Source organism: Chloroflexus sp., assembly GCF_034431535.1.
Taxonomy (GTDB): Bacteria; Chloroflexota; Chloroflexia; order Chloroflexales; family Chloroflexaceae; genus Chloroflexus.
The window spans coordinates 25,319-40,141 of record NZ_DAOUDC010000046.1; the positions used below are offsets into that span (position 1 = coordinate 25,319).

General features: G+C 59.7%; 14 protein-coding genes. 8 read left to right on the forward strand and 6 right to left on the reverse strand.

Translation table 11 applies throughout. From position 1 onward, the window contains the following. Positions 1 to 43 precede the first annotated feature (43 nt). The 3 genes from U9R61_RS10830 to U9R61_RS10840 form a co-directional block, all read right to left on the reverse strand. Positions 44 to 841, reverse strand: a complete 798-nt coding sequence (locus tag U9R61_RS10830) for an alpha/beta fold hydrolase (protein WP_322488829.1) — start codon at positions 839 to 841, stop codon at positions 44 to 46. A gap of 100 nt (positions 842 to 941) precedes the next feature. Further along, positions 942 to 1,571, reverse strand: a complete 630-nt coding sequence (locus U9R61_RS10835) for a DUF4388 domain-containing protein (protein ID WP_322488830.1) — start codon at positions 1,569 to 1,571, stop codon at positions 942 to 944. A gap of 143 nt (positions 1,572 to 1,714) precedes the next feature. Next, positions 1,715 to 2,680, reverse strand: coding sequence for a COX15/CtaA family protein (locus U9R61_RS10840; RefSeq protein WP_322488831.1), 966 nt, complete (start codon positions 2,678 to 2,680; stop codon positions 1,715 to 1,717). A 156-nt stretch (positions 2,681 to 2,836) separates the two neighbouring features. On the opposite strand from U9R61_RS10840, the gene U9R61_RS10845 reads away from it, so the two are divergent. The 3 genes from U9R61_RS10845 to U9R61_RS10855 all read left to right on the forward strand — a co-directional run bounded on the left by U9R61_RS10845 (position 2,837) and on the right by U9R61_RS10855 (position 7,044). Then, positions 2,837 to 4,168: a M20/M25/M40 family metallo-hydrolase gene (locus U9R61_RS10845; protein ID WP_322488832.1), complete on the forward strand. Its 1,332-nt coding sequence runs from the start codon at positions 2,837 to 2,839 to the stop codon at positions 4,166 to 4,168. A 167-nt stretch (positions 4,169 to 4,335) separates the two neighbouring features. Then, the gene (locus tag U9R61_RS10850; protein ID WP_322488833.1) at positions 4,336 to 5,379 is read left to right on the forward strand and encodes an iron ABC transporter substrate-binding protein; all 1,044 of its coding nucleotides are present in this window, start codon (positions 4,336 to 4,338) and stop codon (positions 5,377 to 5,379) included. A 54-nt stretch (positions 5,380 to 5,433) separates the two neighbouring features. Further along, positions 5,434 to 7,044 carry an iron ABC transporter permease gene (locus U9R61_RS10855; RefSeq protein WP_322488834.1) on the forward strand — a complete coding sequence of 537 codons (1,611 nt, stop codon included), beginning with the start codon at positions 5,434 to 5,436 and terminating at the stop codon, positions 7,042 to 7,044. Positions 7,045 to 7,079: 35 nt separating this feature from the next. Here U9R61_RS10855 and U9R61_RS10860 read toward each other — a convergent pair whose 3' ends face one another. The 3 genes from U9R61_RS10860 to U9R61_RS10870 all read right to left on the reverse strand — a co-directional run bounded on the left by U9R61_RS10860 (position 7,080) and on the right by U9R61_RS10870 (position 10,315). After that, positions 7,080 to 7,415: an STAS domain-containing protein gene (locus U9R61_RS10860; RefSeq protein WP_322488835.1), complete on the reverse strand. Its 336-nt coding sequence runs from the start codon at positions 7,413 to 7,415 to the stop codon at positions 7,080 to 7,082. 111 nt (positions 7,416 to 7,526) lie between these two features. Beyond that, positions 7,527 to 9,215, reverse strand: coding sequence for a SpoIIE family protein phosphatase (locus tag U9R61_RS10865; protein ID WP_322488836.1), 1,689 nt, complete (start codon positions 9,213 to 9,215; stop codon positions 7,527 to 7,529). Positions 9,216 to 9,223: 8 nt separating this feature from the next. Next, entirely contained in the window at positions 9,224 to 10,315 is a 1,092-nt protein-coding gene (locus tag U9R61_RS10870; protein WP_322488837.1) for a HEAT repeat domain-containing protein, read from the reverse strand. Positions 10,316 to 10,501: 186 nt separating this feature from the next. On the opposite strand from U9R61_RS10870, the gene U9R61_RS10875 reads away from it, so the two are divergent. The 5 genes from U9R61_RS10875 (at position 10,502) to U9R61_RS10895 (ending at position 14,811) form a co-directional block, all read left to right on the forward strand. Beyond that, complete coding sequence (locus U9R61_RS10875; protein ID WP_322488838.1) at positions 10,502 to 10,702, forward strand: hypothetical protein; 201 nt, start codon at positions 10,502 to 10,504, stop codon at positions 10,700 to 10,702. After that, the gene (locus U9R61_RS10880; RefSeq protein ID WP_322488839.1) at positions 10,702 to 10,851 is read left to right on the forward strand and encodes a hypothetical protein; all 150 of its coding nucleotides are present in this window, start codon (positions 10,702 to 10,704) and stop codon (positions 10,849 to 10,851) included. Before U9R61_RS10875 ends, U9R61_RS10880 begins: the two co-directional genes overlap by 1 nt. Before the next feature lie 191 nt (positions 10,852 to 11,042). After that, positions 11,043 to 11,852, forward strand: a complete 810-nt coding sequence (locus U9R61_RS10885; protein ID WP_322488840.1) for an ABC transporter ATP-binding protein — start codon at positions 11,043 to 11,045, stop codon at positions 11,850 to 11,852. Between the two features lie 51 nt (positions 11,853 to 11,903). Continuing rightward, the gene (locus U9R61_RS10890; protein WP_322488841.1) at positions 11,904 to 13,853 is read left to right on the forward strand and encodes a long-chain fatty acid--CoA ligase; all 1,950 of its coding nucleotides are present in this window, start codon (positions 11,904 to 11,906) and stop codon (positions 13,851 to 13,853) included. Positions 13,854 to 13,929: 76 nt separating this feature from the next. Further along, a complete protein-coding gene (locus tag U9R61_RS10895; RefSeq protein WP_322488842.1) occupies positions 13,930 to 14,811 on the forward strand; it encodes a branched-chain amino acid ABC transporter permease in 882 nt (293 codons plus the stop codon). The last annotated feature ends 12 nt before the right edge of the window (positions 14,812 to 14,823 follow it).

A 14,823-nucleotide genomic window follows, 5' to 3' on the forward strand; every position in this document is an offset into this window, starting at 1 on the left:
TTTTGCCAGCGATCACTGAGCCGGCGGCCAACCCCTCACATTCCTACGGATTGGTGGCAGCCACCTGCATGACCAGCTCAACCAGTGCCAGACTAAATTCAGCCGGACGCTCGATCGCGCTGAGATGGCCAGCGCCGGGAATCACAACGAACCGGCTGCCGGGAATCGCTTCGTGCATCGCCCGCGCCTCGCTCGGCGGCGTCAGCGTATCTTCCGCGCCAACGACCACGGTAGTGGGCACCCGGATCTGGCTTAATAGCGGCGTTGAATCAGGGCGCGCCGCCATTGCATGCAAGGCGGCGGCTACCCCTGCGGACGGATTAGCCGCGGCAATTGCCAGCAGTTCGGCCTGCAGCGCCTCGCTCGCTTGCGGCGCAAGCAGATTCGGCAGTAATCGTTCCGCCAAGGCGGCACTGCCCTCACGCAGCGCAATCTCGGCATTGACGGCGCGCGTCGCGCGGGTTGCGTCGCTATCGGCAGTCGCCCGAGTATCGGCTAGCAGCAAGCCGCTGATCCGCTCAGGCGCACGGCGGAGCAAGGCAAACGCGATGTAGCCACCCATTGATAACCCGCCGATGATCGCCCGTTCAATCTGTAACGCATCAAGCAAGGCGAGCACATCATCGGCATAATCGTCGAGCGATTGCGGTGTAGGCGCGGGTGTCGAGCCGCCAAACCCGCGCAGATCGGGTGCAATCATGCGACATCGATCGGTGAGCGAAGTCAATTGCACGCGCCAGAGCGCCGCACTCAACGGAAACGCATGCAACAACACGACCGGCTGACCGTTCCCCACATCATCGTAGCGCACATGGGCGCCGATTGGCAGAGTCACTTCCATTGCAACCCCCAGAGGTTTGTGCGTGTTGGCGTATAGTATAACGCACAGTAGGGGCGCAGCATAGCTGCGCCCCTACCACTCTACACCATCTTGATTGAGATCACGACCGCAAAATCGCTAACAGCCGGTCAATAGTAGGGATTACCGGCGGCGCCGGCTGCGGTTGTGCCTCTGGCACGGGATCGTGCGGCGCCAGTGGCATCGTTTCGAGCCGCACAATCTGTTGCGCTGCCAGATGGGCAATGCCTTCAACCACATCAATCGCCTGCCAGTGCAACTCAGCCGCAATCTCGCTCAAATGCTTGCGCCCATCGATCGCATCAATGATCAGATACTCCGTTACATTCGCGCGCTCTTTCGCCGCTTCCCGCGGCATTGCCAATACCGGTATCAAATGCAGCGAAGGCACTTGATGCCACAAGCGGCGCCAGCGTAACGCCACGCGCTCGGCATTGCGCAGCAATGTCTCGCGATCACCCCACACAGACTGATGCTCGCTGCGCGCGCCACTCGTGACGTTGAACATCCCCTGCTGCACATTGAGCAGAATCCCCAGTGCTTCGATACCGATCTGCCCTTCACACTCGATATGGTAGATTTGGCCATTGAAGAGGAAGATGCGACCGGATCGCGCGCCAGTGATATCAAGCGATCCGGTGAGTGAGCTATATGTCGCGAGATCGATCAGCTCGCGCAATGAAACCTGTTCTAACGATCCATGCAGCGCCATTCGCGGGCCTCCTATGCAAAGTAGCGATGAGGTGAGGATGCCCCTTCTCAACTTGGTTATACCATAGCGCCGCTCAGCGCACAAGATGACCCTAGTCCCGTTGTGCGATAGGCCAAACTCCTATCGATCACATGCCAAACCGGCTAACGGGCCGGCGACCCAGAGACCACCGGCGCATGCAGCGCAGAAACGGTCGATGGTCGGGCCAGCAACGTTGCGCTGAGCAAGACGAGCGTCAGCCATGCGAGATCGGCGAAGAGCAGATGCACCAATTGCATCCAAACCGGCGCTTTCAGAATGACGTTGATCGTGCCGAGAAAGATCTGACTGACAAAGATAGCAGCCGTGGCCCATGCCAGCCGCCGCGTTGCCGGGGAGGGATCGTAGCGCATAGCGCGCTGAGCCAAGGTGATCATCGCTAACCCCACCATCGTGCCGAGCACCGGGTGGATAATGCGTATCCAAACCAAGGGATGGCTGTCAAGCGTGATCGCTTGTGACACGCCGCCGGGCAATACCCCCAACTGCAAGAGCGTATCACCTAGCGCGGTCACTGCGCCGCTCGAACCAACTAGCGCGGTACCGATCAGCGCAGCGATCAACATGCCAAGCAGGCCGCCTTTGCCGCGCAATTCAGGCGCTGGCTTGCCGCTGGCATACCACGCGGTCAATGCCATCGCACCAATCAGCAAGAAGGTGTTAATCAGGTGCAAACCCAGTGATAGCGCCCGCGTTAGCGAGACATCGTGGGCAACCAAGCGGAAGAGGACAAGCGCAGCGCCGATAAACGATTCCACGATCATGAACACCATGGTGGCAATCGCGGCGCGGCGCGCCGGATGGCCGGCGGCAAACAATCGTAAGGCCCATACCAACAATGCCACTGACAGCACTAACGCAATGCCGCTGGTTACGCGGTGAGAAAACTCGATCATCTGCGCCGTGTCCGGCGCGCGCGGGATCACTTGCCCATCGCACAACGGCCAGTGATCGCCACAGCCGGCGCCCGAACCGGTAGCGCGCACAAACGCACCCCACATGATCACCAGCAGGTTGTAGCCAACATTCAGCCATGCAAAGTTCACAAATGCGCGGTGCCGGGAATCCATGCTATAACCTCCAGCCGCGACCGGCCGTCGCGGATTGCAAGAATAATGTGACATTTCGCACTTTATTCTAGCATGGCCTTACCCTTTTATGGGGTAAACCCCGTGTTATAATTCGTTCACCAAATCCGATGTTTCACCGCCACGGGAGCAATCTGGGTGACTGTTCACGCATCGCCATCAACTGAACAACTCGTGCATGTGCTGCGCCACATTTGCCGGTTGCCATCAACCACCGGGCATGTCGAAGAATTGCGCGCTGCCGCTGAACAGATTGCACTCTTCATCCGCATGCTCGGCATGCAGGTGCGCATCGTCGCGACCAGTGCAGCGCCGGTGATTATTGCCCACCGCTCTGGCCGCCGCCCTCAGATGCTGTTGCTCTACCATCACTACGATACGCCGCCAACTGGTCCTTGGCGCTACTGGTCGCACGAACCGTTTGCTATTGCTGAGCGTGATGGCAAGATCTTCGGGCGCGGCGTCGCCGGCGGCAAGGGGGCGCTCGCGTCCCATCTCGCTGCCTTGCAAGCTCTCGTGCAGCGCGAAGGCAGCTTGCCGTGCGGTGTGACCCTTGTGATCGAAGGCGCGGCGACGATTGGCAGTCCGGGATTGGCCGAAGCATTGCTAACCCACGCCGATCTGGTGCGATGCGATGCGGTGTTGGCCAGCATCGGCGATCGTGACGAGCACGGTACGCCGATTTGCGCCAGCGGCAGCAAAGGCTGGCTCCGATTACGCTTGACGGCCCGCGGCCCAGCCTATCCGTTGCCCGCTGGCTTCGCGACGAGTGTCGCGAATCCGCTCTGGCGCTTGATCTGGGCCCTCGCTGCCCTCAAGGGCGATGATGAAGATGTGCGCATCGAGGGCTTCTACGATACGGTTGAAGGGCCTTCTCGCGCTGATAACGCCGCAATTCGCCAATTGCAACTGGCCGCCGCCGCGCGCCGGGAAGCATGGCAGATCGACCAGTTTTTGTTCGGAATCGACGGCGCTGCCCTTAGCCGTACAGAGGTAACACTCCCAACCTGTAATGTCAGTTCATTGACGGTTGAACCGCATAGTGACGCGCCGGCAATCCCTGCCCTTGCTTCAGTGTTGATCGATCTCCAATTGGTACCGGGCCAACAGCCTGATGCCATCTTTGAGTTAGTGCGCCGCCATCTTGACGATAAAGGGTTTGCAGATCTCGCCCTCGAACGATTGCCCGGCGGTTATTCGCCTTGGGCTACCGCCACCGATAATCCCCTAGTGGGCCAAGTCGCCGCCATTGGCGCGAGCGTGTTTGAACGGCCTTTGCCAGTGGTACCGGCTGGACCCTATGTGGCGCCGTTTAGTCTGCTGACTGGCGGCCAACCCATCCCTACCGTCAGTATCGGCCTGACGCCAGCGACCAGCGCACTGTTTGCCCCCGATGAGCATATCGCCCTTGTCGATCTGAGCCGCCATAGCCAATTACTGATTGAGACGTTCGACCGGCTGTGGACGTAACCCACTCTACGCTTGCCCACCTCTTTCACAACCTTTTTCTAAATATTTCAACCAAAATGTTCGTAAATTAGCTTGACCTTCGGAAAAGGTTAGGATATACTAACGCCAACCTTGCGCAAGGTTGTGGTCGTTGTCACGAAGAATCGACGTGGTCGAGGAGAGAACCTATGAATCGCTTTCTGCGCCTGTGCGCGCTATTGACCTTGGCCGCATTCACACTGGCCGCCTGCGGGAATCAAGCTGCCAGTTCTCCTACCCAAGCGCCTGCATCAACCGATGCGCCGGCCAAGATTGTCGTCTATTCCGGCCGCAGCGAAAGCCTCGTTGGGCCGTTCTTTACCCAATTCACCCAAGCCACCGGTATTCAAGTTGAAGTGCGCTACGGCGATACCGCTGAGCTGGCGGCGACCATCCTCGAAGAGGGCGCTAATAGCCCCGCCGACCTCTTCTTTGCCCAAGATGCCGGCGCGCTTGGTGCGTTGGTGGCTGCCGGCATGCTAGCACCCTTGCCCGCCGAAACGCTCAATCAGGTGGAACCACGCTTCCGCTCGTCCGATGGCTTGTGGGTTGGCATCAGTGGCCGCGCCCGCGTGGTAGTCTACAACACCAATAAGCTAACCGAGGCCGATTTGCCGCGTTCGATTACGGGCTTTGTCGATCCGCAGTGGCGAGGTCGGGTTGGTTGGGCGCCGACCAATGGCTCGTTCCAAGCGTTTGTCACCGCGATGCGGGTGCAGTTGGGCGAAGAAGCTGCCCGGCGCTGGTTGGAAGGGATGATCGCCAACGAGGTCAAGACCTACGAGAAGAATGCGGCGATCGTGCAAGCCGTTGCCGCCGGTGAGATCGATGTCGGCTTTGTCAATCACTACTATCTCTACCAGTTGCAGCGCCAGTCGGGCAATACGCTGGCCGCCGCCAATTATTACCCCGGTAATGGTGATGTAGGGGCGTTGATTAACATCGCTGGCGTTGGCATCCTTAAGACGGCCAAGAATGTGCCCGCAGCGCAACGTCTGATTGACTATATGCTCTCGACGGAAGGCCAACGCTATTTCGCCGAGCAGACCTTTGAGTATCCGTTGGCCGGCAATGTGCAGCCGGATCCGCGGCTGAAGCCGCTGTCTGAGATCCAAACGACGCAGATCGATCTCAACCAGTTGCGCGATTTGCAAGGCACCTTGCAATTGCTGCGCGATGTCGGAGCGTTGTAACCGTGTGTATGCGCCGCGATCATGCTCGATCGCGGCACCAACCTTTCCAAGCCTATGATCCGTCGCGCTACCCTGACTGAAGTTGCCGTTGCTATCCCCCAGCGCCGCGCGCGCCCGTGGGTCTTGATCGGGCTGAGTCTCGGCATTGTTGCGCTCGTGTTGTTGCCGATCGGATATCTACTGGTGCGCGCGCTCGAAGCCGGGCCTGATGCGTGGGCTGCCTTACTTCGCCCCCGCACGCTCCGGGTCGTGACGAATAGTATCGGTCTGGCCCTCGCCACAGCCCTGCTCAGTGTGCTTATCGCTGCACCATTAGCATGGTTAACGGTCTGCGTCGATATTCCCGGTCGCCGCTTTTGGACGATCGCGACTGCCTTGCCGCTGGCGGTGCCGTCATACATCAACGGCTTTGCGATCATTGTGGTGTTAGGGCCAGTGGGGTTGCTGCAACAGATGCTCGCTCCGTTGGGTGTTGAGCGGTTGCCGCCGGTGTATGGCTTCGGCGGCGCCGTCTTGGCCCTCACCCTCAGCAGTTATCCGTATGTGTTGCTGAATACGCGCGCAGCGTTGCAACGGTGCGATCCGGCAGTGGAAGACGCGGCTCGCAGTATGGGTGATAGTCCGTGGTGCGTCTTTTGGCGCATTCTCTTGCCGCAAGTGCGTCCGGCGATTGCGATTGGCGCGCTGCTGGCCGCCCTCTACAGTTTGAGCGATTTCGGCGCGGTGTCGCTCTTGCAGTTCGAGACCTTCACCCGTTCAATTTATGTACAGTATCGCGGATCGTTTGATCGCAGCGGCGCTGCTCTGTTGGCCCTTGTCTTGATTGTGTTGACGCTCAGCCTGATCGGGATCGAGCAGCTCATCCGTGGCCGGCCCAGCATAAGCCGCACGACTTGCGCTGTGGCCCGCCCGCGCCGGTTGGCCGACATTGGGCCGTGGCGCTGGCTGGCGGCGCTGTATGCCGCCTTGTTGACGCTGCTCGGTATCGGGATGCCGCTGTTGGCGCTGAGCTACTGGTTGATCCGCGGCTTACTCAACGGGCAGACGCTCGACGTGCTTTGGAGTCCGATGACCAATTCCCTGCTCGCTGCCGGCAGTGCGGCGGTGCTGACCGTTGTGGCCGCCATTCCAATTGCGCTGCTGGCAGCCCGCTTCCCCTCCCGGCTGAGCCGCCTCCTCGATGCCGCCGCTTACACCGGCTACGCTCTGCCCGGCATTGTCGTCGCGCTGGCGCTCGTCTTCTTCGGCGCCAACTACGCGCCGTGGCTGTACCAGACCCTGCCGATGCTGTTGTTTGGACTGGCCATCCGCTTCTTGCCGCAGGCGATCGGCAGCCTTCGCACCACGTTACAGCAGATGAATCCGCGGGTTGAAGATGCGGCCCGCTCGCTGGGCCGCTCGCCGCTCACCGTCTTTGCCGGCGTCACTCTCCCGCTGCTGACTCCCGGCATACTCTCAGCAGCGGCGCTGGTTTTCCTCACCTCGATCAAGGAATTGCCGACCACGTTGCTGCTCAGCCCAACCGGTTTCCCGACCCTTGCCACGATGATCTGGAGCGCTACCAGCGAAGCGATGTTTACCCAAGCCGCGGCGCCGGCTTTGGTCTTACTGGCGGTGTCGGCAGTTGCCATGGCCATCATGCTGGCGCACGAGCGTTCGGCGTAATTAGGGGGCGAGGTGCGCCTCGCCCCACACGCCTCTCACCGATCGCGGTATGACGCCAGCGCCGCTTCGCGGTCGGGGTAAATCTTGAAGAGGGTATCAAAGCGGCTCTTGCGGAAGATTTCGGCGATCTGCGGTTGCAACCCGCACAAGCGCAAATCCCCGCCTAACGGTTGCACGGCACGCAGATTGCTCAGCAGCATGCGCAACGCTAAGCTGGCGACAAAGGTCACTGCGTTCATATCGGCCAACACTTTGCCGCCGTGGTTGGTAATTGCGGCAGCCAAATCGTGTTCGATCGTGGCAACGCCGGCGGCATCGAGGCGTGCTGGCAGCTCAATGATGAGCACGTCATCTACTTGCTCGGTTTTCACGCCGAAAAACCCCTTTCTAGCAGGTGCTGGACCGCTATGCGATCAAGGATGCGGTCATTATAGCACGGGTCGTTCATGGGTTTCGGTTGCCGGCGGTAGCCGTGCGCTCGCTTACCCATCCGCCGGCAACCGCTCTACCACCAAGAGGGTGATGTCATCGGCTTGGGGCGCACCCTGCGCAAAGGCATCCACTGCCGACACCGCCGCCGTCACTAGCTCAGCCGCCGCACACTGCGCTTGCGCGCGCAACAACGCTTGGAGACGGTCGTCGCCAAACAATTCACCAGCCGGGTTCATCGCTTCGGTAATGCCATCGCTAAATGCGACCAACTTCTCGCCGGGAGCAATCTGCAATGCGCGCACGTCATACGTTTGTCCGGTCACAATACCAATCGGCAGCGCGCCTTCGCACAATTCCTCAATCACCGCGCCATCGCGCCCGATCCGCAACGGCGGATTATGGCCGGCATTGATGTATTGCATCACTCCGGTGTCCGGATCAAGCAGGCCATAAAAGAGGGTCACAAACATCATCGAGTCACCATGCTCGCGGTAGATATAATCATTGGTTAGGCTCACGGCGTGCAGCAGAATCGCTGCGCTGGCATCACCGTCGACTTGGGAGCTGCCGGCAGCTTGAGAAGCGGCGCGTAAGAGCGACCGGCTGAGGGCGACAAAGAGGGCAGCAGTGACGCCTTTGCCGCAAGCATCGGCGACCACCAGCCCGATTTGGCCATTGGGGAGGGTAATGGTATCAAAGAAATCACCGCCAACCGCTTGCGCTCCCCGGCTAAACGCCGCAATGCGCCAGCCGGGTGGTTGCGGCAAGACGCGGGGCAAAAACGATTGTTGAATGCGGCGCGCAACCGCCAGCTCTTCTTCGAGCCGGTTGAGCCGGATGAGTTCGGCTTGGGCGGCTTGCAATTGCTGATAAGCAGCCACCAGCTCGGCATTCTTGCGTTCGAGATCGTGGATCATGCGCTGGTTGGTATTGCGCACCCGGCTGACAATGCTGCGCAGCATTGTCATCGCCAACTCAGGGCTGGAGCCAAGCAGGGTCGCAAACACCGCTTCGTTCAACGTAACCAGCCGGCTCGGCTCGATCGCGCGCACCGTCGCCGAACGGGGACTGCGATCGATCAGGCTCATTTCACCGATAATCTGGCCGGTGTGAAAGACCTCGAGCCGCAACTCGGCGCCGTTCACGAACGTAATCACCTCGACCGCACCGCTGAGAATGACAAAGCATTCGGCGCCGGTATCCCCCTGATTGAACAACACTTCACCGGTGGCTAACCGGCATTCCGCCAACCGCGGAGCTAGCTCGGCCAGCACCGCTTCCGGCACAGCCTGAAAGATCGGCAAGGCCCGCAGCCGGTCGAGCATACTCATCGCCTTTGTCACCGTCAACTCATTCCAGCTGCTGTGCGGATCGTGGTGATAGGTCAGCGTATCAGCATATTCACGGACGAAAAAGAGACCAAGGCCGCCAATCAAGCGCTGATCAGCAGCGGCATGGATGTCCGGCGGCGGCGCATCGCGCGGATCGAACGGCTGGCCGCGATCACGAATGGTAATCGTGAGCACCCCTTGCTCGTACTCGCAAGCGAGCTGGATCTGGTCACGGTTGTGATCGTGGTAGCCATACTTGACAATATTGGTGACCACCTCTTCGATCACCAGCCGCAACAAATAGCCATAATCGGGCGGCAAACGCCAACTGGCCTCCAGCTCATCGCTGAAGGCCAAGAGCGAAGATATCGCGTTCTGATCAGCAAAAACAGCAATCTGCCGCCGCATGCACCCACCTACACTGCCAGCGGCTCGGTCGGATGGCGGCTCTGACCAAGCGGCAGGGTGGCGCGCAATTTGCGCAGGCGCGCGATCGCATCCACCGCTGCTTCGTGAACATTTGGATCGGTATCATCGACGGCTTGGGCCAAGGCATTGAGCACTGGCGACGTCGCGGCGGCAACGCCGAGGCGGCCCAAGGCGCGGGCAGCGGCTTCACGGGCGTAGGCGTCACTATCGGCCAGCATTGCCAGCAGGCGCTCAATCATCGGGCCGGTGCCGGCCAACTCGCCCAACTGGCTGACCACCAGCGCCGCCGCCGAACGGACAAAACTGTCGGGATCGCTAAGGCACTCAATCAGATGGTCGAGCAATTGCGGCGACGCGATCCGGTCGCGCAACAAACCTAGCGTGCGGGCGGCAGCGAAGCGGGTTTCTAAATCGCAATCGTGAATGGCTAGCCGGATCAACGTCTTGACCAGCGGCTGCGGCGGTGTACCGACGATCAAACCCAGCGTGCGGGCAGCGGCAGCACGCACATGTGAGGCGCTATCGCTCAGACCATCGTGGAGCAACACCAGATCGGCGGCGGTGAAATGGCCTTCGCGCACCCGCAGGCGGCGAATCGCTTCGTACCGGCTCTGCCAGCCGGGATCGTGCAACTGGCGGCGCAATTGCTCGAAATCGCCACTCTCAAACGAATCGATTTCGGCGAGCAGGGTCAGGCGCAACCATTCATCCCGCGAGCTATTCAACCGCTGGCGGGCAAGGTGAATGACGTTCAACGCCAATAAAATCTCTTCGATGGTGAGACGCAATTCGGGGCGCGAGCGCAGCTCGCGATCGATCAGTTGCGCTAACTGGTAACGCCAATGGCTTGCTCGGCGCACAATATGGTTGGCGCCGGGGCCGCGCGAAATCTCGGCCAACGCTAGCACCGCCGCTACCGGTTCGTCTTGAAAGGCTTCGAGGAAAGGTTCGAGCGCGCGCAACGCAACGAAACCGAGCACTGTATTGACGCCGGCTACTTGGATCTCCTGCCGTGGGTTGCGAGCAAAGTTGTTGAATCGTTCGGCTACCCGTTGCCGCCACGTCTCGCGGTCAAACATCGGCAGCTCCTTTCCCCATGCGCCATTGCAGCCAAGCTGTTGCTTCGCCTACATCTGTAGTATAGCATGTTGGCTCCAGATTGCACAGTACTTTAGTACTAAACTATGATTGCAGTACCATTACAGCACGTCGCACGCTACGGATGTGCTAAGATAGGGAGGAAGCGTTTAGCAGCGGAAACAATCATGGCTCAGACTCCTGAAGACCCCGATGTCGCCGCCAGTGTCCGCCGTGTGCGCCGCGGCTGTAGTATGATGGCGATCATTGTGATTGCGATGACGATTTTCTTGATCAGCGCTACCGGCAATCTCGCCTTTTCGTTGCTGCTGTTCATTGCCGCAGCGCTATTGGTGCTCGCCTTCTTTGTCGTGCGTGAAGGTGCGTGATGCCAGCCCACCATCGTCGCGCCTTGCTAGCCCTCCTTGGCCTGATCTTTGTGATCATTTCGCTCGTGGTCGCCTTCCTGCAACCGTTTGGGTTGTGGCATTGGTTTTGGCTCGCCTTGGCCGGCCTCTGTCTGTATGGCGCGCGGTAGCTGCCATAACCCAACCCCCATTTGCGCAATTCTGCGACCTTCGTTATAATAGACCTCAAGTATTCCCCATAGTTTGTGATACGTCATTGGTCGATCACAGCGATCGAATTGGCGGTTCTACAGCTTCTTCATGCGCTTGATCGACTCATGAGCGGTGCGTGCCTGTTTCGTGCATTATCAATGAGGATCGCATGACGCATCGTGATTCGGTTGCGCTACCCGCCCCCCAAATGGAGATCGATCGCATCGGTCTCAGCTTTGGTGGTGTCCGCGCTCTGCTTTCGGTGACCTTCGATATCTATCCCGGCACCATTCAAGCTATCATCGGCCCCAACGGCGCTGGGAAGACCAGCCTGTTGAACTGCATCAGCGGCCTGTATCGCCCGCAACAAGGGCAGATCCGCTTTGAAGGGCGCAACATTATCGGCATGCCGCCCCATCAGATTGCGCGTCTCGGCATTGCCCGCTCGTTCCAGAATATCGAGCTCTTCCGCCACATGACGGTCGTCGACAACTTGATGCTGGGCCGTCACGTTCACATGCGCAGCGGTATCTTTAGCGGTGGCTTGTACTGGGGGCGCGCCCAGCGCGAAGAGGTCGAACACCGTGAATTTGTCGAGCAGGTGATCGATCTGCTCGAAATCCAGTCGATCCGCAAGAAGATGGTCGGCGCGCTCTCGTATGGCCTGCAAAAGCGGGTGGAGTTGGGCCGCGCGCTCGCGATGAATCCGCGCCTCTTGCTGCTCGATGAGCCGATGGCGGGCATGAATACCGAAGAAAAAGAGGATATGGCCCGCTTCATCCTTGATATTAATGAAGAGTACGGTACAACGATCGTGCTGATTGAGCACGATATGGGGGTCGTGATGGATATTAGCGATCGGGTGGCGGTGCTCGAATTCGGCCAACTGATCGCGTATGGCACACCGGCTGAGGTGCGCAGAGATCCGAAGGTGATAGATGCGTATCTGGGCCGTGAACACGCAATGCCGAGGATGTAATCGATACCAGTCTTCCGGCGCTGTCTGCCGGTCTCACGGTCGGGTGACGCAATGATACAGATACCTGAGACAACGCTGCCGCGCTTATTATTCCAGAATGCGGAACGTTTCGGCGATAAGGTAGCGCTACGCGAGAAGGATTTTGGCATCTGGCAAACGGTGCCGTGGCGGCAGTTTGCCGAGCACGTGCGCGCGTTTGCGATGGGGCTGCACGCGCTTGGCGTGCGCCGCGGCGATGTCATCGCTATCATTGGCGATAACCGGCCCGAATGGCTCTATGCCGAATTTGCCGCCCAAACCATCGGCGCAATGTCGATCGGCGTCTACCAAGATTCGGTGGCCGAAGAGGTGTATTACATTCTCTCGGCGGCTGAAGCGCGGGTAATTGTGGTCGAAGATCAAGAGCAGGTTGATAAGATTATCGAGATCTGGCCGCGGCTGGAAGGGGTGCTGAAGGTTATTTACTACGAACCGAAGGGGATGCGCAATTACCAGCAGCCCTACCTTGCCCATTTCCCCGATATCGAAGAACAAGGCCGCGCCTATGATCGCGCCCATCCCGGCCTGTTTGAGGCTGAATTGGCTGCCGGCACGCCCGACGATGTCGCTATCCTGTCTACCACCTCCGGCACCACCGGCAAGCCCAAGCTGGCGATGCTCACTCACCGCAATTTGATCAGCCAAGGCGCCGGCTTGCTCTCGGTTGATCCGCTCGGCCCCGACGATGAGTTTGTCAGCTTCTTACCGCTGGCATGGGTCGGCGAGCAGATGGTGACGGTCGCCGCCGGGATGCAGTGCGGGTTTACGATCAATTTCCCCGAATCGGCCAGCACTGTGCAAGAGAATATCCGCGAGATCGGGCCGCGGGTGATGTTCTCGCCGCCCCGCATCTGGGAAAATATGCTCTCGCAGGTGCAGGTGAAGGTTCAAGACTCGACCCGCTTAAAACGGGCGCTGTTCGAGTGGGCAATGAAGCAGGGTTATGCCATGGCCGATGCCCGCTTTAGCGGCAAGCAGCCCGATCTTGGTCTGCGCCTGCGCTATTGGCTGGCCCGCATCACCGTGTTCGAGATGCTGAAAGACCATCTCGGCTTGCGGTTTCTCAAGCGGGCCTACACCGGCGGCGCCGCGCTCGGCCCCGATGTCTTCCGCTTTTATCACGCCATCGGCGTGAATCTCAAACAGGTCTACGGCCAGACCGAAAGCTCTGGCTTGAGCGTCATCCATCGCGATGGCCAGATCAAGTTCCAAACGGTCGGCACGCCCCTGCCCAATACCGAGATCCGGATTGCCGAGAATGGCGAGATTCTGGTGAAAAGCCCGTCGGTGTTTGTTGGCTACTACAAGAACCCGGAAGCGACCGCCGAGGCGCTGGAAGATGGCTGGCTCCATAGCGGCGACGCCGGCTATTTTGATGAAGATGGCCACTTGATCGTGATCGACCGGGCGAAGGACGTGATGACTCTGCCCGACGGCACCAAGTTTTCGCCCCAGTTTATCGAGAACAAGCTCAAGTTTAGCCCGTATATCAAGGAAGCGGTGGTGTTCGGCGGCGATTGGCCCTTTGTCACGGCGATGATCAACATCGATTTCGCCAACGTCGGCAAGTGGGCCGAAAATGCGCAAATCTCGTACACCACCTATACCGATCTGGCCCAGAAACCGCAGGTCTACGCCTTGATCCGCAAAGATGTTGAGCGGGCGAATGCCGACCTGCCGCCGGCGGCGCGTATCCGTCGCTTCTTGTTGCTGCACAAAGAGCTTGATGCCGACGATGGCGAGTTGACGCGCACCCGCAAGGTGCGCCGGCGGTTGGTGGCCCAACGCTACCAAGAGATTGTTGACGCGCTCTACGGCGACCAAGACGAGCTGGAAATCGAGACGACGATTACCTATCAAGACGGGCGCACGGCGCTGATCAAGACCCGCCTGCGCATTGAGGAATTGCACGACCCGGCTGCGCCGGCGCCAGCCCCGGCCGCGCGGACCGTGGCGCGGTAGCACAGGGGTACGTTCCTAACGCGGTTCTAAACCCATACTGGCACCAATTTGCAATTCGGCGACGACGGAGACGCGCATGGATCGGATTATTCAACTGGCGCTGAGCGGGATTGCCAATGGCGCAATCTTTGCGTTGGTGGCGCTTGGCTTTGTCTTGATCTACAAGAGCAGCGACGTGATCAACTTCGCCCAAGGCGAGTTGCTGTTGATCGGGGCCTACCTCACCTACGCGATGGTCGAGCAGTTTGGCCTGTGGTGGCCGGCAGGCGTTGTAGTGGCAGTGGCGCTGGCTGCCGTGGTGGGGGTGTTGATTGAGCAACTGGTGTTGCGACCGCTGATCGGCGAACCTGCCATCTCGGTGATTATGGTGACGATTGGCCTTTCGTCACTCTTACGCGCCATTGTGGGCGCGATTTGGGGAGTGACGCCTCGTCCGGCGCCACAGTTTTTGCCGACCGATACCGTCACCATTCTGGGGGCGAATGTCGGTGTTGATCGGATTTGGGCCTTTGGGTTGGCTATCACCCTCTTTGCCCTGCTCACGCTCTTCTTCCGGTTCAGCCGCGAAGGGATCGCGATGCGCGCAGTAGCCGACGATCAGCAAGCGGCGCTCAGTATGGGCATTAGCGTCAAGAAGGTGTGGGCGGTGGCGTGGGCGATCGCGGCGATTACGGCCGCAGTCGGCGGCATTCTGCTCATGAGCATCTTCGGCGGTGTGTCGGGCACAATCGGGCGAGTCGGTCTGCTCGTCTTTCCAGTGGTGATTTTGGGCGGTCTCGATAGCATTCCCGGCGCGATTATCGGCGGGTTGATCATCGGCTTGCTCCAGTCGTTCGCCGGCGGTTTGCTGCCGCCGGAATGGGGCTTGGGTGAAGTCGCCCCGTTCATTATCTTGCTCTTCATCCTGCTGGTGCGGCCATACGGTCTCTTTGGCCAACGGATTATCGAGCGCGTGTAAGCGGCGATTGGC

What these genes read in the sequence shown, in the direction of transcription:
- U9R61_RS10880 (WP_322488839.1), top strand. Translation starts at nt 10,702, where the DNA reads ATGCCAGCCCACCATCGTCGCGCCTTGCTAGCCCTCCTTGGCCTGATC.
- U9R61_RS10895 (WP_322488842.1), top strand. Translation starts at nt 13,930, where the DNA reads ATGGATCGGATTATTCAACTGGCGCTGAGCGGGATTGCCAATGGCGCA.
- U9R61_RS10855 (WP_322488834.1), top strand. Translation starts at nt 5,434, where the DNA reads ATGATCCGTCGCGCTACCCTGACTGAAGTTGCCGTTGCTATCCCCCAG.
- U9R61_RS10835 (WP_322488830.1), bottom strand. Translation starts at nt 1,571, where the DNA reads ATGGCGCTGCATGGATCGTTAGAACAGGTTTCATTGCGCGAGCTGATC.
- U9R61_RS10830 (WP_322488829.1), bottom strand. Translation starts at nt 841, where the DNA reads ATGGAAGTGACTCTGCCAATCGGCGCCCATGTGCGCTACGATGATGTG.
- U9R61_RS10885 (WP_322488840.1), top strand. Translation starts at nt 11,043, where the DNA reads ATGACGCATCGTGATTCGGTTGCGCTACCCGCCCCCCAAATGGAGATC.
- U9R61_RS10850 (WP_322488833.1), top strand. Translation starts at nt 4,336, where the DNA reads ATGAATCGCTTTCTGCGCCTGTGCGCGCTATTGACCTTGGCCGCATTC.
- U9R61_RS10840 (WP_322488831.1), bottom strand. Translation starts at nt 2,680, where the DNA reads ATGGATTCCCGGCACCGCGCATTTGTGAACTTTGCATGGCTGAATGTT.
- U9R61_RS10870 (WP_322488837.1), bottom strand. Translation starts at nt 10,315, where the DNA reads ATGTTTGACCGCGAGACGTGGCGGCAACGGGTAGCCGAACGATTCAAC.
- U9R61_RS10875 (WP_322488838.1), top strand. Translation starts at nt 10,502, where the DNA reads ATGGCTCAGACTCCTGAAGACCCCGATGTCGCCGCCAGTGTCCGCCGT.
- U9R61_RS10890 (WP_322488841.1), top strand. Translation starts at nt 11,904, where the DNA reads ATGATACAGATACCTGAGACAACGCTGCCGCGCTTATTATTCCAGAAT.
- U9R61_RS10865 (WP_322488836.1), bottom strand. Translation starts at nt 9,215, where the DNA reads ATGCGGCGGCAGATTGCTGTTTTTGCTGATCAGAACGCGATATCTTCG.